Below are 17,793 nucleotides of genomic sequence, written 5' to 3' on the forward strand. Positions count from 1 at the left end.
CAAACACCTGTCGAACATCCTCCGCTGCTCTCAGTTGGCGCGGTCGGCCATCTCCCGACGACGATCGTCGCGGATGCGTTTGAGGCCCTTGACCGATTTGAGCGAATCGAGGATCTGTACGTCCGGAAGTGCGGAGTTCGGTCCCTTGCACTGCATCATGTCGTCGGGGTCGAGCAGGACCACGCGGATCGTGTCGTCCTTCATCCGCGACAGCGCTTCGGTGAGCATGCTCCGGGCGATGGAGTTGATCTCGTTGACCCTGCGCAGATCGAGGACGAAGGTGTTCGTGCTGGAGCCGGGCTCGTCCATCGCGCGCAGGACGTTCTCCGAACCGCTCCACTGGATGAGTCCCTGCAGGCTGCAGATGCGGACCATCTTGCCGTCGGCGTCGACGAAGCGACGGTCGCGGCGGATGATCGAGCGGGCGGGTTCCGGCGCATCCATGATGTGCAGGCTCAGCCGGTCGGAGAGGTCTTGGAATATCTTCGCTCCGCGGACGCTCGTGCCGTGCCTGTCCAGACGCGGTGAGAACGTGGCGATGCCGACCTGACCGGGCATGACACCGAAGACTCCGCCGGAGACACCGCTCTTGGCGGGGATCCCGATCTCAGTCATCCAGTCGCCTGCCGCGTCGTACATGCCGCAGGTCATCATCACGGCGAGGACCTGCCGGTTGACCCTGGGGGAGAGCACCTGTTCGCCGGTCAGAGGGTTGTGGCCGCCTCCTGCCAGGGTGGCGGCCATGATCGCGAGGTCCTTGACGGTGACAGTGATCGCGCACTGTTCGATATAGCCGCGGACCACCTCGTCGGGGTCGTCGTAGAAGATGTCGTAGGACCGGAGCATGTTCGCAATGGCGACGTTGCGGTAGGCCTCGCGCCATTCGCCGTTTGCGACCTCCTCATCGATCGACAGCTCTCGGCCGGCGAAGCGAGAGAGCCCCGCGCGCACGATCTCCGTGCGTTCGGCCAGGCCGGCACCGGGATCGCCGAGCAGAGAGTGGATGGTCATGGCCCCGGCATTGATCATCGGATTGAGCGGGCGGCCCGACTTCTTGTCCAGAGAGAGCTCGTTGAACTTCTCACCGCTGGGTTCGACGCCGACCTTCTCGAGGACTCCGGCCAGACCCTCCTGTTCGAGGGCGAGACCGTAGATGAAGGGCTTCGACATCGACTGGATCGAGAATTCGTGGTCGGCATCGCCGGAGGTGTATTCGACGCCGTCGAGGGTGGAGATGCAGATCGCGAGCTTCTCCGGATCCGCTGCAGCGAGGTCCGGGATGTAGTCCGCATTCTCGCCGGACCGATCTGGTCGGAATCGGTCGAGCGTCTCATCGAGGAAATCCGGGATGGGCGATCGCATGGCACCTCCTGCTGCAGTCGTGGTCGGTGGGCACAGTGTGGCTTGACGCAGACTGCCATTCTCACACACTCTCCCGCTGCCTGCCGTGCTTCGTGACGGAGTCGACAGATCGGCCGATCAGGTTCTGGTGCGGCGCAGCCGTTGGGCCGACCACGGCGGCTCCACGACTGGGCTGTTCCAAGTCTGGCACCGGATGTGAGGCTTCTGTGACTGGGTCCGGCCATAGTGTGAGGTCATAACCCGCACCAAGCTGCTCCGCCTCCTCGGCATCGCCCTCACCGAGGTGGCCGCACAGAAGGACGGCACCGTGCAGATCAGACAAAGGCTGATCTTTGAGGTCCCACTCGACTGTGAGGTCTTCTCTCCCCGCAGCGAATCATGCGGAGAGAAGAAGTGGGATGCGTGGACTGTGCCGGGCGAGGAGCAGCCGCACTACCGCCGGACAGAGGTCGAGCCCCTGCCGAGGTCGGCAGAGGCTCGATGAGATGAAGCAGGAGATCAGCGGTTTCCCGTGGGGCCGTTGCTGTCGAAACCGTTGTCGTCACGGTTCGTTCCACCGGGCTGATCATCTCCGCGAACGTCATTCCCGCGTACGTCGTCGCCGCGGTTCTCTCCGCCGCCCGGGCTGCGGTCATTGCCGATCGCGTTGTCGGCTGCGTCGCGAGCCTTCTTGATCTTGTCCGAGTGCTTGCCTCCGGTCAGGGAGTCGGCGACACCGGCGGCCTTGTCGAGGACCGAGTCGGTGACCTTCTCGGCCTTGTCCGAATTGAGCTTGTCTCTGACCTTGGGATCATTGGCGAGGTTCTTGGCCTTGTCGAGGAATTTGTCGAATGCCATGTCATGGTCCTTCTCAGTTGGTCGATTGCTCTGTCGATGCTGATCGTGGAGATGTTTCGGGACGGTTGCAATCCTAGTGAGGCAGTCTGTGACGCAACTGGCAATCGCACGAGGCGGATTCTCAGGCCACCGACATCTCTCACGCCTGAGACAGGCGACGGTGATGGACATTTCGGGCAGCGAGGAGCAGCGCCGCAAGCGCAGCCGAGAGCACAGAGGCGCTGAGAACGGCGACCTTGGCGACATCGTGCTCGACCGAACCGGCGGCGAAGCTGAGTTCGGCGACGAGGAGAGAGACGGTGAAGCCGATGCCGGCGAGCAGTCCGATGCCGGTGAGGTCGGCCCACCGCAGGCTGGGATCCATCTCTGCGGTGAACCGTGTGACCAACCAGGTGGAGGCGAGGATGCCCAGCGGCTTGCCCACGATCAGCGCTGTCATGATTCCGTACGTCAGGGGATGGGAGAACGCGTCTGCCAGACCCCGAGTCCCTCCGACATCGACACCGGCGGCGAAGAATGCGAAGACCGGGACGGCGAACCCGGCCGACAGCGGTCGAATGCGGTGTTCGAGCGCCTCGGCGAGGTCGATTCCGGACCGGTGAGCGCCTTCGTCCGAGTGCCCGCGGATGGCATCGGTCGCGCGGTTCGAACCACGACCGACGACTGCGGGGATCGTGAAGCCCAACAGCACTCCTGCGATGGTCGCATGGACACCTGAGGCGTGCATGAACGCCCAGGCGGTGAGTCCGAGAGGGAGGAGGATGACCCATGCGGACCAGGCACGGTCGACGAAGAAGCGACGGAGACGACTCGCGAGGATCCCGAAGACGATGATGATTCCGAGCGCCGCGGCGAGGGGGAGAACCGCGATGGTCTCGGTGTAGAAGATCGCGATGATGGTGATCGCCAGCAGGTCGTCGACCGCGGCCAAGGTGAGCAGGAAGAGTCGCAGCGCCTTGGGCAGGTGGGAGCCGACGATTGCGAGCACGGCGACGGCGAAGGCGATGTCGGTCGCGGTGGGGATGGCCCAGCCGCGCAGCAGCTCAGGGCGGGTGAGCAGGAAGGCTGCGCAGATGAGGGCGGGGACGAGGACCCCGCCGACGGCCGCGGTGATCGGCACGACGGCGGTGCGGAGTCGGCGCAGGTCGCCGCGGGTGAATTCGGCCTTGAGCTCGATGCCGACGAGGAAGAAGAAGACGGCGAGCAGTCCGTCGGCGGCCCATTGCCCGATGCTCAGCCGCAGATGCCATGGTTCGTAGCCGAATTCCCAGTCGCGGATTGCGAAGTATCCATCCGACGCTGGTGAGTTAGCCCAGACCAGAGCGGCAGCGGCGGCGATGAGGAGCAATGCGCCGCCGACGGTGTCGCGGCGGAGCATCGCGAACAGTCGTCGTCCCGGAGCATGTGGGGCGGCAGAGCGTGAGGCGGAGGCAGAAGTGGTGGTCACAGTGATCCCGTTCGTGGTCGGCGGAGGTGAGGATCCGACCCGAAAGGGTGAGCGCACTGACAGTGCTCAGTTCGTCGACGCTGATCGTACATATGTGATTCGAGCGGACGTGCCGGGCACAGACGGTCAGGACCGTAGGAGTGTCACACCAGGGGTCGGAGAGGAAGATCTCCGCAGGCGAACGGCTCTGTGCCCGACTGCATCTCGCCCCAGGAGGTGATGTAGCCGTTTGTGCCCGGGTGCGGAAGAACCCACACCTTCGGGCGGAAGGCGGCTTCCGGGGCTGAGTGTGACATCGCAGACAGTCTACCCCAGCCCGCCGGAGAGTCGCGTATGCAGAGTCTCGGTGTAGGTGTTCATTCCGGTGATCTCCACGCTCGTGCCCAGTGCTTCGTACTTCGTCACGATCGCGTCGAGAGCAGCCACAGTCGACGCGTCCCAGACATGCGAGTCGCTCATATCGATGACGACCCGATCGGGATCATGCGTGTACCGGAATTGGGTGGTCAGGTCATTCGAGGAGGCGAAGAAGAGCTCACCACGGACCACATAGCGGGCGACCGCCTCGGCGGAGGCGGAACCGGTCTCGTCGCGCGGGCCGACCGGAGAGTCCGCATCGACCCGATCACCCGGGGCGCCCGTCACGATCGTGCGTTCGACGGTGACGAAGTGGGCGACCCGTCGCACGAAGAGCACGCTGGCCACGAACACGCCGATGACGACGCCGATGGCAAGATTGCCGGTGGCGACGACGACGGCGACGGTGGCGATCATGACGAAGGTCTCGGACTTCGGCAGTATCCGCAGCGTCGAGGGGCGAATGGAATGCCAGTCGAAGGTATCGACGCAGACCATCATCATGATCGCCGCGAGCGCGACCATCGGGATCATGCCCACGATGTCGCCGAGGACGACGACGAGGATGAGCAGGAACGCTCCGGCCATGAACGTCGAGATCCGGGTCCTCGCCCCTGAAGCGCGGACGTTGATCATCGTCTGCCCGATCATCGCGCATCCGCCCATGCCGCCGAAGAGACCGGAGATCATGTTCGCCGCACCCTGACCCCAGGACTCACGGGTCTTGTTCGAGTGCGTATCGGTGATCTCGTCGACGAGTTTCGCCGTCATGAGCGACTCCATCAGCCCGACGAGAGCCATGGCCAGCGAGTAGGGAGCGATCGTCGTGAAGGTCTGCCAGGTCAGCGGCACGTGCGGGAAGAAGAGTTCGGGCAGACTGCGCGGCAGTTCGCCCTGGTCGCTGACGGTGGGGACATCGATGGCGAAGACGATGACGATGCCGGTGATGAGCATGATCGTCACCAGCGGTGCCGGCACGACCTTCGTCAGCTTCGGCATGAACACGAGCACGACGATGCCGACGGCCAGCAGCGGGTAGACCGTCCACGGCACCCCGATGACGTGGGGGACCTGCGCCGCGAAGACGAGGATCGACAGTGCGTTGACGAAGCCGACCATGACGCTGCGGGGGATGAAGCGGATGAGCTTGGCCACCCCGGCCACGGCCAACAGGATCTGGAACACACCGGCGAGCATGACGGTGGCGATGAACATGTCCATCCCGTGCTCGCGGGCGACGGGGGCGATGACGAGCGCCACGGCTCCGGTCGCCGCGGAGATCATCGCCGGCCGTCCGCCGAGGAACGCGATCGAGGTCGCCATGATGAAAGCGGAGAACAGCCCGACCTTCGGATCGACCCCGGCGATGATCGAGAACGCGATCGCCTCGGGGATGAGGGCGAGCCCGACGACGAGCCCGGCCAGGACCTCACGGGTGAGCAGCCTCGGTGAGGTCAGTGCGGTGATCACGGTCGGGTCGGGGCGGTAGCGCCTGGAATCGTCGGCGGTGTCGGCCGGAATGGGAGTCGTCACGACCGGAACACTACCCGCCGTCTGGGTCAGCCGCGAGCGCGCCGGTCGATGCGCAGCACAGTCTCGAGCAGGACAGAGATGCCCGTCATGATGTCGGCCAAGTCGGTGAATTCCTCAGGGCAGTGGCTGCGTCCGTCGACCGAGGGGACGAAGATCATGCCGACCTGGGTCTTCGCCGCGATGACCCCGGCATCGTGTCCGGCTCCGGAGAACATTGTGGCGCGTGTGAGACCGAGTTCGTCGGCCACCTCCGTGATGGTGGTGGTGATCGGCTCATGCAGAGGGACCGGCGCATCGTCGGTGGTCCATTCGATTTCGACCTCCACTCCGCGTTTCTCCGCCTCGCTGCCTGCCGCCGCAGTGAGCCGACGCTGAGCTTCGTTGAGCCAGGAACCCTCGGGGCCTCGGAACTCTCCTTCGAGACTCGCGTTCCGCGAGACGACGTTGACGGCTTCCGGGGTGAAGCGGATCTGTCCGCTGGTGCCGCGCGTGTTCGCACCCGATTCGGCGATCGACTCCACGGCCAGCACCGTCCCGGCCGCCGCGCAGCCGGCATCGGACCGCACATCCATCGGGGTGGTGCCCGCATGGTCCTGACGACCGGTGAAGAGGGCACGGAAGTGATTGATCCCCGTGATCGTCTCGACGACGCCGATCTGCCGTCCGGCGCGCTCGAGTTCGGGCCCCTGTTCGATGTGAAGCTCGAGGAACGCCGTGACCGGAGTGAAATCGTAGGCCGCGTCGAGGAAGTCTCCAGGGTCGATGCGTGACTTCGGCAGAGCTTCGGCGAGGCTGCGTCCGCTGGGGTCCGTGGCCGCCAAGGTGCTGCGGTCGACCTGCCCGGTCATCGCGCGGGAGCCGACGCAGAAGAGACCGAAGTCATTGGGCTCTTCGTTGAAGAACACCACGACCACCAGATCGTGATCGACACGGACGCCGTGCTCCTGGATGAGCCGCACGACTTCGATCGCGCCGAGCACACCGACGATCCCATCGAATCGTCCACCGCCGTCGACGGTGTCGGTGTGGGATCCGAGCATGATCTGACGACCACCGAGGCAGCCGGGCAGCACTCCGATGACATTGCCGGCACCGTCGATGCGGGTGTCCATCCCCGCCTGCCGCATCAGCCTGCGGGCGAATTCTCGCCCCGAGACGTCGAACTCGCTCAGGGCACGCCTGGTCCAGCCGGGACGATCGGAGTCGGTCAACGTCGACTGTTCGGTGAGTTCGGCGGCGACGCGGTCGCGTGCGGGAGTGATCATGCTCATCATCGAGTCCTCTCTTCAGCCGGTGCAAGGGTGTCCGCGAACCCCTGACCGACAGCGCAGGTTCTGTTGGGTTCGTCTACTGCAGGCTGACTCCGGATCCGTGGAGGCGGACCTGCAGTCCCGAGTCGGTGGGGGTGATATCGGTGAGCTCGAGTCCGGCGGGCAGGAAGTCGAGATCGATGACGATATCGGAGATCTCCGAGGTGAGGAAGCCGGGCAGTCGGTCGACGGAGATCTCCGCCGAACCCAGCTTGATCGTCGTCGCGTCGACGACGGCCCGTCTGCCGTCGGCTTTCGGGTCGATGCCCACGAGCAGATCCTGGCCGAGCATCGACCCCTTGAGGAAGAGCTGCCCGTCGACGGTGGTGAACGTCATGCTCTCGGGCAGGTTCGCATGCTCGGAGGCAAGCTCGTCAAGGGTCGAGTGGGGGAGGACCGCCGTGCTGTCGACGGTGCCGATGGGCCGTGACGTGTCGGTGGGCACGTCATAGAGCTTCGCATCGACATCGGTGAAGTCGACGCCCTCATAGCTCGCCTGATCGGCGGTGATGTGGACGGAGTCGAGCTTACCGGCCGCCAGCTGAGTGAGCACGGGGAAGCCTTCGACGGAGACATCGGCCTCACCGTAGTCGGCAAGTCCATCGGCGATGCGCTGCTCCGTGGTGTAGTCGACGATCCGGTCGGCCGCGATCACCCCGATGACGAGGGTGAGGACGATGACGACCGCGGAGACGATGAGCGTCGTCCGACGGCTGCGACGTCGTGGCCGGTCGTCCGGACGCGGGTACTGAAGAGTCTGCGCCGTGGTCATGGGCTCCATTGTTGCGCATTCGCCGGTCCGTTCGCATTCGCCGGTCCGGCAGAATCGACCGCTCTCGATCCGCTCATCCGTTGAGGATGATGACATCGAGGGTGCGCGGTCCGTGCACTCCCTCGACCCGGCTGAGCTCGATATCGCTCGTGGCCGACGGCCCTGAGATGAACGTCAGCGGCGCGTGCGCGTCGAGGCGGGCGATCGCCTCCGGCACGATGTCGACGATGTCGCCCGTCCGGACGATGCACACATGGTGGTCGGGCACCAACGTGATCGCCCGTCGTCCGCACTCGTCCGATCCGTCGAGGACGATCGTCCCGGTCTGCGCGATCGCCACCGCCGAGGCGGTCACCACCCCTCCTTGACCGTCGAGGTCGTCGACGCTGAGCTCCTCACCCGGAGCATCGACCCTCACCTCACCGGAGAAGCCCCGCAGCCAGGTCTCGTCGAGACCGCGGGGGACGACGACCGAGGAGTGGCCGCCGATGAGTTCGGCGATCGTCTCGCTCGGATCGCCGTCGGCGCGGTGCACGTTCGCCTTGTAGTCGACGAGGCGGTCGATGAGCAGATCGATGAGGCCCTCACCCGTGTGCGTGCCTTCATGGTGGTAGCCGGACTCCGCGGCCGTGGCGGCGGCGTTCGCAGTGCTGCCCGTGCCGCGCGCCGGCGTCACCGGAGACGAGGACACGTACTCGCCGCCGCCGCGGCGGCCGAGGGCTTCGCCGATGCGGGCGAGGATCTCCTCGCGTGCGTTGTCAGTCATCGCTGTCTCTCCTCGTCGCGGTCGTCCGCTTCCTCTTCGGCCCACAGCTGCCGGAAGCTCTTCTCCGGCAGCGCCGGGATGTCCCGGCTCGAGGTCCAGGCGCCGGCGATTCCGGGCAGGGCGTTGATCTGCTCTCCGCCGGTGACCTTGTGCGCGAGGGGCAGTCCCTTCTCTGCCGCGGCCATCCGCTTCCCGTCGCCCATCATCCACGACGCGCCGGTGAGGGCGGCGTCGAGCTGGGAGGACACGGGGGAGTGGTTGGCCTCGACATCTTCGCTCCGCAGATGGACGAGGATCTCCGGGATGTTGATCTTCACCGGGCACACGTCGTAGCAGGCGCCGCACAGGCTCGACGCGTACGGCAGCGAACCATTGCCCTGCTCTTCGACTCCCGTGAGCAGAGGGGACAGGATCGCTCCGATCGGCCCCGGGTAGGTCGAGCCGTAGGCGTGCCCGCCGGTGCGTTCGTAGACGGGGCAGACATTCATGCAGGCCGAGCAGCGGATGCAGTTGAGCGCGGTACGCCCGTGCTCGTCGGCCAGGGCCCTGGTGCGTCCGTTGTCGAGGAGGACGAGGTGGACGTTCTGCGGACCGTCGCCTTCGAACCGACCCGTCCAGAACGAGGTGTACGGGTTCATCCGCTCACCGGTGGACGACCGCGGCAGCAGCTGCAGGAACACCTCGAGATCGGCGAACCGCGGCAGCAGCTTCTCGATGCCCATGACGGTGATGAGCGTCTCCGGCAGGGTCAGGCACATGCGTCCGTTGCCCTCGGACTCCACCACACCGAGGGTGCCGGTCTCCGCGATGCCGAAGTTCGCTCCGGAGATCGCGACCTTCGTGGTGAGGAATTTGTGGCGCAGATGTCGGCGGGCCGCCTCGGCGAGGACGGCCGGTTCGTTCGTCAGCTCCCCGGCGTCGGGCATCTTGTCCATGAAGATCTCACGGATCTCATCCCGGTTGCGGTGGATGGCGGGAACGAGGATATGGCTGGGCTTGTCCTCGCCGAGCTGGACGATGAGCTCGGCCAGATCCGTCTCGAATGCATCGATGCCCTCGGTTTCGAGGTGTTCGTTCAGCCCGATCTCCTGAGTAGCCATCGACTTGACCTTGATGACCTCACGGCGGCCGTTGTCGAGCACCGGAGCGCTGTCCTCGACGAGCTCGGTGACGATGGCATTGGCTTCGTCGGCGTCGCGGGCCCAGTGGATGATGCCGCCGGCGGCGGTGAAGGCTTCCTCGAACTGCGCGAGATACTCGGGCAGGTTCGCCATCACCTCGTTCTTCGTGGCCTCACCGGCATCGCGCAGAGCCTCCCAATCGTCGAGTTCGGAGACGACGTCGGCGCGCTTGGATCGGATCGTCGAGGTGGCGTGTCCGATGTTGTTGCGCAGCTGCTGATTACTCAGATGTTCGTGTGAGGCCGCGGGAAAGGCCTCGGCTTCGACGATATTGCCCTGCCCGCCGGGCAGATCGCTGCGTCGCTTCGACGGCAGCAGCGGCATTCCCAGAAAGGTCATCGCAGGCTCCCTCCGCTCACTTCGCCTCCTTCGCTCGGCACACGCAGCGGGTCTTCCTTCGTCGACGCGAGGATGCGGGCCAGGTGGACCGCGGCCTGACCGACACGGAAGCCCGCCTGGGACCGACTCGGCTCGGCCGGAGAGGTGCCCCGATGGCCTGGGGTGAGATGGTCGTCATCGTCGGCACCCACGACCGTCGTCAGCGTCTCGGTCGTGTGTCCCCGGGCGTCCGTCGTACTCGTCTCCTTGACATGGACGGCCGTGACCTCCGGGGCTCCGTCGAAATGTCCGGTGCGGTCGAACCGTGACATCCCACCGCCGATGTGCAGCAGACAGGAGGCATCACCGCCGGTGCACACATCGGCTTCGGTCGCCTGGATGGTGCGGACCTTGTCGGCGAGCATCGCCGAGGACACCTCCGGGTTCTTCACAGAGAAGGTGCCGCCGAAACCGCAGCAGGAATCGGCCAGCGGCAGTTCGACGAAGTCGATGCCCTCGACGGACCGGACGAGGGAGGACTGACGGTCACCGAGACGCAGCAGTCGCATTCCGTGGCACGACGGATGATAGGTGACTCGGTGTGGGAAGTGCGAGCCGAGGTCGGCTGCGGCATCGGTGACGCCTTCGACATCGGTGAGGAACTGGGTGAGCTCATAGGTGCGGCCGGCCACCTCGGCGGCTGCGGAGGCCAAGGCGTCATTGCCCATCCGCGCTGCGACCATCGGCTGCTGGTGGCCGAGCGAGGCCACACAGGAGGCCGAGGGGGCGACGGCGACATCCCATTCGGTGCTCGTGAAGGCGCGCACATGGTTGGCGATGACCGGTTCCGCCTGTGCGAACTTGCCGGAGTTGATATGCATCTGCCCGCAGCAGGACTGCCCTTCGGGGAAGATGACCTCGTGGCCCAGCCTGCGCAGAATACTCACGGTTGCCTGCGCAACCTCGGGATACATCGCATCGACGATGCAGGTGGCGAACAGTGCGATCCTCATCTGACCTCCGAGCCGGACGCTGTGCTATGCGGTTTGCGGGATCGGCATCCGACTGGGACGAAGCCGTGGTCGGAAACGGTCCTTGTCACTCCGTGCTCAGACGGTAGCACCGGGGCCTGACGCGGCAAATGCGCGCGACCGACAGGGCGCGCCGGTGCGCGGATCGATGCGGAAGTCCGGTCGCCTCGGAGGAGGGCGAAGCGATTTAGGTCCTATGACCCTGCGCTAATCTCCAGCGTCGATCTCAGTGGCGACGATGCCCGCGCAGACCCATTTACCTGGGACGGGACCGCCCATAGGATGACGTTATGGATTCCCAGCGCACACAGAACATCAGAACTGTCTCGGCCCGCATCAACTCCTTCCACTCGTCGATCTACTTCTCGCAGACGGTGGGTGCCGAATACGCGAAGTACGGACTCGAGCCCGGTGTCGAAGGCAATATGGCCGCTCGTTCGGCCCCGCTGGGACGGGTGAATCCCGGAGTCGTGTCCGCCGCGTACTACAACTACTCCCCGAACTTCATCGCCGCTCTGCTGCCGCGACTGTGGGAGACGGTGTCCCCGGAGCAAATGGTCCGGGCCCGCTTCGATGCGGTGAGTGCGTATATGGCCGAACTCTTCGGCGACCGTGACGACATCGCCCTGCTCACCGAGTCGGCCCACCAGATGACGGAGACGTTGGCCCCCGTGCTCGCCGCCATGGACTTCGCCGGCCGCACCCTGGCCGCGGCCACCGCCGATGTCATCGGCAGCCACCAGGCGAGCACCGCGTTCGAGAAGATGTGGGACGTGGCGACGGTAGCCCGCGAGTTCCGCGGCGACGGCCACGTCGCCTCACTCGTCACCGCTGGTGTGCCCGGAATCGACGCCCTCATGCTCGATGTCGCGACAGGTGCCGGATTCCGCCCGCGAGCGGCGCAGAAGACCCGCGGCTACACCGATGAGGAATGGCAGACCGCTCAGGCCAGGCTCGCCGAGGCGGGGCTGATCACCGTGGACAAGGACGATCGAGGGCACGACCTGCCCGCCATCACCGGGGCGGGACGTGACCTGAAGGAACAGGTCGAAACCCTCACCGACGGCACGGTCACAGCCGCGTGGTCGGTCCTCGACGACCAGACGATCGAATCGCTGCTGTCTCCGAGCCGCGACCTGCTGCGCGTGATCGCGAAGTCCGGTGCCTTTCCGTCGAACATCTTCGCTCGCCCGGAGAAGAAGGCCGGCTGAAGCACGATCAGCGCTGCCGTGCCCGCTCCACATGGGAGCGGGCATGGTCGAGCGCAGAATCGAGCGCATCGTGGTGGTGTTGACCATCCGCGCCGCCGTGACGAAGAGGACTCCGCCGAGTGCCGCCAGCGGAATCCGGCTCACCGGTCCCGCAGCCGCCAGCACGATGAGCAGCACCACAGCCGCGTGGACGCTCGAGGCCAGGCGCGTACGACCGCCGGCAGTCAGGCGGCGGTCAGTCCTCGTCGGTCTGCTTCGGGTAGTTCTCGGCCACCTCGGCGGCGATGGACTTCGCCTCATCGGAGCTCGGCCCCTCGGCGGAGAACACGGCTTTCCGATAGTACTGAAGTTCGATGATCGAGTCGATGATGTCACCGAGCGCGCGGTGATTGCCGTGCTTGGCCGGTGCCTGGAAGTAGGCGCGCGGGAACCACTGCTTGGACAGTTCCTTGATGGAGGAGACATCGATGATCCGGTAGTGCAGGTGATCGACGAGTTCGGGCATCTGCTTGGTGAGGAACACTTTGTCGGTGCCCACCGAGTTCCCGCCCAGCGGGGCCTTGCCCGACTCGGGGACATGCTTCTTCACGTATTCGAGAACTTGTGTCTGCGCCTCGGCAACGGTGGTGCCTGCGTCGAGTTCGGTGATCAGCCCCGAGGCGGTGTGCATATTAGTGACGAATTCGTTCATATTCGCCCGTGCATCCGCCGAGGGCCTGATGACGATGTCGATTCCGTCGTCGAGGGGATTGAGCTCGAAGTCGGTGACGATCGCAGCCACCTCGATGAGTTCGTCCCGCACCTCGTCGAGGCCGGTCATTTCGCAGTCGATCCACACAATTCTGTTGTTGCTCACCCACCCAGCTTAGGGCAGAGAAAGGCGGCCAGGACATTCCGGGGTGGATTCGGTACCCATCTGCGGAGGGGGCACGAGCGCCTCGGCGAGGGTGAAGGCCGGAGTGCGGACGGCAGCCGGAGGGCCGCCTCGGTGCTGTCCGGGAGAGGATACGGGCATGTGAACGCCGACACACACTGAGCGTGCGCACAGAGTCGATGTCCGGTCTGTGACTTAAACTTGAAGGGTCCCCGAACTGGGGTGCCATTTTTGCTCGGCTGAGGGAAGGTACGCACGTGCGTTACACATTCGCTGTGATTCTCATGGTGGTGGGTGTTGTCGTCGGTGGCCTCGGCATCCTGCAGAAGACACTGTGGGCGCCGGAGGATACGATCAGTGCCACCGCACAGATCGACGCCGACAAACCGGCGGTCATCGTCGACCCCGGAATGCTCAACCTCTACGAAACGCCTGCGACCCTGACGGTCAAAGGCAGCGGTGACCTCACGATCGCCCAAGCTCCGATCGAGAACGTCGAGGCCTGGGCGGGGCAGTCCGCCTACGATCGCGTCACCGGGATCGCCGAGGGCGGAAAGCTCACGACCAAGGGGACCGACGGTGAGGGCAAGGTGCCCAACCCGGCTGGGGCCGACCTTTGGCAGTCCGAAGTCACCGGCACCGATTCGGTGGAGCTGGAATGGAACGACGATGCCAACCGCACCGGATTCCTTGTCGCCGGTGACGGCGAAGCCGGAGCCGTCGAATCCGTGACGCTGACCTGGCCCAACCACACCGAGACCCCATGGGCGCTTCCGCTGATGATCATCGGCGGCGTCGTCTTCGTCATCGGCGTCGTCCTCCTCTTCCTCGGCGCGAACAATTCGAAGAAGGAAGCGAACCGCCGCAAGGCACGCCAGGAGCGCCGCCGGAAGCTCGCCGAATACGGCACCGCCTTCGCCGTCGTCCCCGTGCTCGCACTCAGCGCCTGTGGGCCCGAAGAGCTGCCGAAGCCCGAGCCCTCCGAGGCTCCGAGCTCAGCGGCTGCGGGCGTCACCGACGATCAGGCGAAGAGGATTCTCGATTCCGTCGCCGCCGACGTCAAGGCTGCGGACAAGAAGACCGATAAGAAGGCGCTGGCCAAACGCGCCGCCGGCCCCGCTCTCAAGCAGCGCGAGGATCTGTACAAGGTCAAGGAGAAGGTTGACGATCAGAAGATGGCGCCGGCCGTGGCCAGCGAAGAGATCGTCGCCAACTACACGTCGGCCACCGATTCCTGGCCGCGCGTGACCAGCCTCATCACCTCCGCCGGAGGAAACTCGCAGCTGCTGGTGCTGACCCAGGAGGATCCGCGCAGCAACTACAAACTGTGGTCTCAGACCCAGCTGACAGCTGGCACGAAGCTGCCCGAGCTGCCCGACTCGCGGCAGGGCGCGAAGATGCTCGAACCCGGATCCAAGGACTTCGCCACGACCCCGGAGAAAGCCGTTGCCGACTACGCGAAGGCACTCGGCAGCGGAGCGGACTCGAAGGAGGCGAAGAAGTTCGAGGCCGATGACTTCTCGAAGTCCATCTGGAAGAACCAGAAGAACCAGAAGGACAGCGCCGCAGCCGGCAAGGCCGAAGTGGACTACAAGTACACCCCGGGCAAGGAACTCGTCGCCCAGGGCACCGCCGGTGACGCCGCCATCGTCACCGGAGTCATCGAAGCCGAATCGACGATCAGCCCCGAATCGAAGGAAGGACGCACCGGCACCCTGTCCCTGTCGTCGCCGCAGAAGGAACTCGTCGGCTCCGCGTCGACCCAGCAGTCGGTGACGACGAAGACCACCCAGGTGCTCACCTTCCTCGTGCCCAAGGACGGAAAGGTCAAGCTCATCGGCGGTCTCGAGACTCTCTCCGGAGCCGAAGCAGGCTGAGCTGGAAGGGTCGGCACCGCGGCGTTCCTTCCCTGACGGCTGAGGAAATAGCCGTAGACGCATCGGTGTTGATACGTTCTGTTGGATAAGCATGGACCAGGTGCGTCACGGCTCTCGCCGAGCCCACCGACCGCGTCACAAAGGAGACCACATGTCAATGGATCCCTCGCAGGAGAACGCGCAGCCCAACCAGGGCCTCGACCTGTCGGCAGTGCGGAGCAAGAACATGCCCGCCGATCAGGGTGGGCAGGCCGGTGGTGCGAGTGCCGGCGCCGGTGGTACCGGTGGCCAGGCGGGTCAGGACCCGAATGCGGTCGCCGTTCCGGGACTGGTCTTCGACGTCGATGAGTCGACCTTCACCAGCCTCGTCGCGATCTCCGACCGCGTGCCCGTCGTCATCGACCTGTGGGCCGACTGGTGCGAACCCTGCAAGCAGCTCTCCCCGGTCCTCGAACGCGTCGTCACCTCCTATGGGGGACGCCTGGTGCTGGCGAAGGTCGATGTCGATGCGAACCCGCGTCTGCAGCAGGCGTTCGGCGTCCAATCGATTCCCACGGTCGTCGCCCTCATCAAGGGTCAGCCCGTGCCGCTGTTCCAGAGCGCTCTGCCCGAACCGCAGGTCCAGGCGTACTTCGACGAACTGCTCAAGCTCGCCGGTGAGAACGGTGTGACCGGCCATGCGGCCGTCGGAGGAGCCGAGCCCGAACCGGCTGGTCCCGCCCACCCGGAGGCGGAAGAGGCACTGGCCAAGGGCGACTTCGATACTGCCGAGAGCCTGTTCAAGGCCGCACTGGCGAGCTCTCCGGCCGACGAAGAGGCGAAATTCGGTCTCGCCCGTGCAGGGCTGGGCCGCCGCCTCATCGACCAGGAGCCGGCCGACCTCATCGCCGCCGCCGATGCCGATCCCCAGGACGTCGAAGCCGCGAAGGCAGCTGCCGACGCAGAGGTCGTCAGCGGCAATGCCGGCAGCGCCTTCAACCGACTCATCTCTCTCATCCGCACCACCGCGGGCGATGAGAAGGAATCCCTGCGCCTGCGCGTCCTCGATCTCTTCGAGGTCCTCGGCGCCGACGACCCAGCCGTGACCAAGGCACGGACCGCACTCATGAGGGCACTGTTCTGATCCAGCGAATCCGACTCATCACCGCCATCCTCTTCGGCGTAGCGGCACTGACGCTCGCCGGACTGGTCATCTCCGCACTCTCTGTCGTCGGCACCGACGAGATCACCGAGACGCCGGCTTTCAAGGTCAAGGACGGGGCCTACGCCGTCGTCCTCGACGAGGCGATCGTGCCCTATTCGGGTTCGAGTGTGACCGTGACGGCGAAGAACTCGAAGGGCACCGAACTGTTCGTGGGCACCGCCAGCGGGGTCGACGCCGACAGCTACCTCGACGGGGTGGCGCAGGAGCAGATCAGTGATGTGTCGTTCCCGAACTCCGCATCCCACCGGTTCACTCCCGGAGACGAGAAACCGGAGGCCGCTATCGCCGACCGCGACTGGTGGATCAGCACGGACACGGGAAAGACGGTCGCGAAGACCTTCGACCTCGATGCCGAACCGCAGGTGCTCGTCATCGCACCTGCGAACTCCGATGACAGTCTCGACGGAACGACGGTGAGCCTCCAGATGCGCGTCAAGGGCGTGTTCGCACTCAGCCTGCTCGGCATTGCCGGCACCATCATCCTCGCCGGATTCTCAGTGTTCTTCTTCATGCGCTGGTGGGCCGCACGCATCCGCCCGCCGAAGAAGGGCGCCGGACGCATAGGCAACGGCGGATCCGATGGCGGCGCCGGTGGATCCGAAGGCAGCAGCGGTCCCAAGGGCGAGCCGGGCCCGGCGACCCAGCCGATCTCGACCGTGCAGCCGGGAACCGCAGGCCAAGCGCCGCCTCGGCGACGAGATCTGCGGAACCGTCGGTCACTGCGGACGGTGACGGCCGCGATGATGGGCACCGGACTCGTGCTCAGCGGCTGTGCGAACATGCCGATCGCCAAACCCAGCAGCCCGGACGTCACCCCGTACGAGCGCACCGCAGTGCGCCCGGGTGAGGCCGGGAAGTTCATGACGAACTACACGGAATCGCTGGACAAGACCCTCGGCGACAAGGGCTCCGATCTCGACAAGATCCAGGCGGCGCCGCTCATCGACCACACCCGTGCACAGATCCAGATCGCGGACAAGGCGAAGCAGAAGCTGCGCGCGCCGAACTTCACCGAGGTCGTCGCCGGCAGCCCGAGCTTCACCGAGTACCCGATGTGGTTCTACGCCTTCGGCACCGCGGACAAGAAGTCCACGGACGGGGACAAGCAGCTGACCCAGGTGATGCTGGTCACGCGGGAATCGGCCTCGACCGATCCGCTCGTGCGCTCGGCATCCTATATCCCCACCGACCAGATGCCGACCCTCATGGCCGATGGCAGCGGCGCCGTGAAGAAGGGGCCCAAGGAGTTCGCCGACGACATGACGACCGCCTCCGGTGACGTCTCATCGTTCCTCGTCGACGGAAAGGCGAAGTCCGGGGGACCCGAAGGACTCAAGGAAGGCGGATTCAAGGGATTCCGCGACTACGTGGGCGACCTGCGGGACAAGGACTCCGGCTTCGACAAGGTCGACGTCGACTGCAAGCCCTATGAGGATCTGAAGTTCGAGGACATGGCCTTGAGCACCGAGAACGGTGCGATCGGGATGGGCGAAGTCCGCTGCACGCTGACGATCAAGGCCCCGTCGGACTACGCTCTCGACCTCGGCGACACCGTCGAAGCCGTGAAGACGAATGACAAAGAGGGCGACACCATCAAGGTCGACACCGCGCACCCCTATGTGCTGATGAAGACCGGCGACGAACTCACCGCCGTCGCCACCGACTGGAACGTCCTGTCCTCCAAGGTCGAGTGACCAAGGGCTGCTGCGCTCG

At 65.4% G+C, this 17,793-nt stretch carries 15 protein-coding genes and 1 pseudogene; 4 read left to right on the forward strand and 12 right to left on the reverse strand.

Translation table 11 applies throughout. The annotated features are described in order from the left end of the window. Positions 1 to 30: 30 nt before the first annotated feature. From BLU88_RS07765 to BLU88_RS07810, 10 genes are all read right to left on the reverse strand, one after another. Complete coding sequence (locus BLU88_RS07765) at positions 31 to 1,362, reverse strand: glutaminase (RefSeq protein WP_092012088.1); 1,332 nt, start codon at positions 1,360 to 1,362, stop codon at positions 31 to 33. Positions 1,363 to 1,860: 498 nt separating this feature from the next. Further along, positions 1,861 to 2,199: an antitoxin gene (locus BLU88_RS07775; RefSeq protein WP_092012094.1), complete on the reverse strand. Its 339-nt coding sequence runs from the start codon at positions 2,197 to 2,199 to the stop codon at positions 1,861 to 1,863. A 139-nt stretch (positions 2,200 to 2,338) separates the two neighbouring features. Next, positions 2,339 to 3,646 carry a Na+/H+ antiporter NhaA gene (nhaA, locus tag BLU88_RS07780; RefSeq protein WP_407922845.1) on the reverse strand — a complete coding sequence of 436 codons (1,308 nt, stop codon included), beginning with the start codon at positions 3,644 to 3,646 and terminating at the stop codon, positions 2,339 to 2,341. A 143-nt stretch (positions 3,647 to 3,789) separates the two neighbouring features. Then, on the reverse strand, positions 3,790 to 3,942 hold the full coding sequence (locus tag BLU88_RS18625; RefSeq protein WP_157689030.1) for a hypothetical protein: 153 nt from the start codon (positions 3,940 to 3,942) through the stop codon (positions 3,790 to 3,792). A 10-nt stretch (positions 3,943 to 3,952) separates the two neighbouring features. Next, positions 3,953 to 5,536, reverse strand: coding sequence for a SulP family inorganic anion transporter (locus BLU88_RS07785; protein WP_231939675.1), 1,584 nt, complete (start codon positions 5,534 to 5,536; stop codon positions 3,953 to 3,955). A 26-nt stretch (positions 5,537 to 5,562) separates the two neighbouring features. Further along, entirely contained in the window at positions 5,563 to 6,807 is a 1,245-nt protein-coding gene (locus BLU88_RS07790) for a M20 family metallo-hydrolase (protein ID WP_157689031.1), read from the reverse strand. Between the two features lie 76 nt (positions 6,808 to 6,883). Next, positions 6,884 to 7,618 carry an LmeA family phospholipid-binding protein gene (locus BLU88_RS07795; protein WP_092012103.1) on the reverse strand — a complete coding sequence of 245 codons (735 nt, stop codon included), beginning with the start codon at positions 7,616 to 7,618 and terminating at the stop codon, positions 6,884 to 6,886. Positions 7,619 to 7,691: 73 nt separating this feature from the next. Continuing rightward, positions 7,692 to 8,384: a LutC/YkgG family protein gene (locus tag BLU88_RS07800; protein WP_092012105.1), complete on the reverse strand. Its 693-nt coding sequence runs from the start codon at positions 8,382 to 8,384 to the stop codon at positions 7,692 to 7,694. Next, the gene (locus BLU88_RS07805; RefSeq protein WP_231939676.1) at positions 8,381 to 9,904 is read right to left on the reverse strand and encodes a lactate utilization protein B; all 1,524 of its coding nucleotides are present in this window, start codon (positions 9,902 to 9,904) and stop codon (positions 8,381 to 8,383) included. The genes BLU88_RS07800 and BLU88_RS07805 overlap by 4 nt, the downstream gene beginning before the upstream one ends. After that, the gene (locus BLU88_RS07810; protein ID WP_092012108.1) at positions 9,901 to 10,896 is read right to left on the reverse strand and encodes a (Fe-S)-binding protein; all 996 of its coding nucleotides are present in this window, start codon (positions 10,894 to 10,896) and stop codon (positions 9,901 to 9,903) included. Before BLU88_RS07810 ends, BLU88_RS07805 begins: the two co-directional genes overlap by 4 nt. 308 nt (positions 10,897 to 11,204) lie before the next feature. Between BLU88_RS07810 and BLU88_RS07815 the strand changes: the two genes are divergently transcribed. Beyond that, a complete protein-coding gene (locus tag BLU88_RS07815) occupies positions 11,205 to 12,125 on the forward strand; it encodes an SCO6745 family protein (RefSeq protein ID WP_092012111.1) in 921 nt (306 codons plus the stop codon). Between the two features lie 114 nt (positions 12,126 to 12,239). Here the strand turns inward: BLU88_RS07815 and BLU88_RS19020 are convergent. Both BLU88_RS19020 and orn read right to left on the reverse strand, forming a co-directional pair. Further along, positions 12,240 to 12,425 (reverse strand): annotated as a pseudogene (locus BLU88_RS19020) (SulP family inorganic anion transporter); the annotation flags it as partial. After that, complete coding sequence (gene orn, locus BLU88_RS07825) at positions 12,361 to 12,945, reverse strand: oligoribonuclease (protein WP_231939720.1); 585 nt, start codon at positions 12,943 to 12,945, stop codon at positions 12,361 to 12,363. The gene orn and the pseudogene BLU88_RS19020, both read right to left, overlap by 65 nt. Before the next feature lie 311 nt (positions 12,946 to 13,256). On the opposite strand from orn, the gene BLU88_RS07830 reads away from it, so the two are divergent. From BLU88_RS07830 to BLU88_RS07840, 3 genes are all read left to right on the forward strand, one after another. Beyond that, on the forward strand, positions 13,257 to 14,876 hold the full coding sequence (locus BLU88_RS07830; protein ID WP_092012117.1) for a hypothetical protein: 1,620 nt from the start codon (positions 13,257 to 13,259) through the stop codon (positions 14,874 to 14,876). Between the two features lie 151 nt (positions 14,877 to 15,027). After that, positions 15,028 to 15,999 (forward strand): tetratricopeptide repeat protein, encoded by a 972-nt coding sequence (locus BLU88_RS07835; protein ID WP_231939677.1) that lies wholly within the window; start codon positions 15,028 to 15,030, stop codon positions 15,997 to 15,999. A 194-nt stretch (positions 16,000 to 16,193) separates the two neighbouring features. Next, positions 16,194 to 17,774, forward strand: a complete 1,581-nt coding sequence (locus BLU88_RS07840; RefSeq protein WP_231939678.1) for a hypothetical protein — start codon at positions 16,194 to 16,196, stop codon at positions 17,772 to 17,774. Positions 17,775 to 17,793 lie beyond the last annotated feature (19 nt).

This window comes from Brevibacterium siliguriense (assembly GCF_900105315.1).
Taxonomy (GTDB): Bacteria; Actinomycetota; Actinomycetes; order Actinomycetales; family Brevibacteriaceae; genus Brevibacterium; species Brevibacterium siliguriense.

Coding starts and splice junctions, on each gene's coding strand:
- BLU88_RS07765 (WP_092012088.1), bottom strand. CDS start 1,362: ATGCGATCGCCCATCCCGGATTTCCTCGATGAGACGCTCGACCGATTC.
- BLU88_RS07775 (WP_092012094.1), bottom strand. CDS start 2,199: ATGGCATTCGACAAATTCCTCGACAAGGCCAAGAACCTCGCCAATGAT.
- BLU88_RS18625 (WP_157689030.1), bottom strand. CDS start 3,942: ATGTCACACTCAGCCCCGGAAGCCGCCTTCCGCCCGAAGGTGTGGGTT.
- BLU88_RS07790 (WP_157689031.1), bottom strand. CDS start 6,807: ATGAGCATGATCACTCCCGCACGCGACCGCGTCGCCGCCGAACTCACC.
- BLU88_RS07795 (WP_092012103.1), bottom strand. CDS start 7,618: ATGACCACGGCGCAGACTCTTCAGTACCCGCGTCCGGACGACCGGCCA.
- BLU88_RS07800 (WP_092012105.1), bottom strand. CDS start 8,384: ATGACTGACAACGCACGCGAGGAGATCCTCGCCCGCATCGGCGAAGCC.
- BLU88_RS07805 (WP_231939676.1), bottom strand. CDS start 9,904: ATGACCTTTCTGGGAATGCCGCTGCTGCCGTCGAAGCGACGCAGCGAT.
- BLU88_RS07810 (WP_092012108.1), bottom strand. CDS start 10,896: ATGAGGATCGCACTGTTCGCCACCTGCATCGTCGATGCGATGTATCCC.
- BLU88_RS07815 (WP_092012111.1), top strand. CDS start 11,205: ATGGATTCCCAGCGCACACAGAACATCAGAACTGTCTCGGCCCGCATC.
- orn (WP_231939720.1), bottom strand. CDS start 12,945: ATGACCGGCCTCGACGAGGTGCGGGACGAACTCATCGAGGTGGCTGCG.
- BLU88_RS07835 (WP_231939677.1), top strand. CDS start 15,028: ATGTCAATGGATCCCTCGCAGGAGAACGCGCAGCCCAACCAGGGCCTC.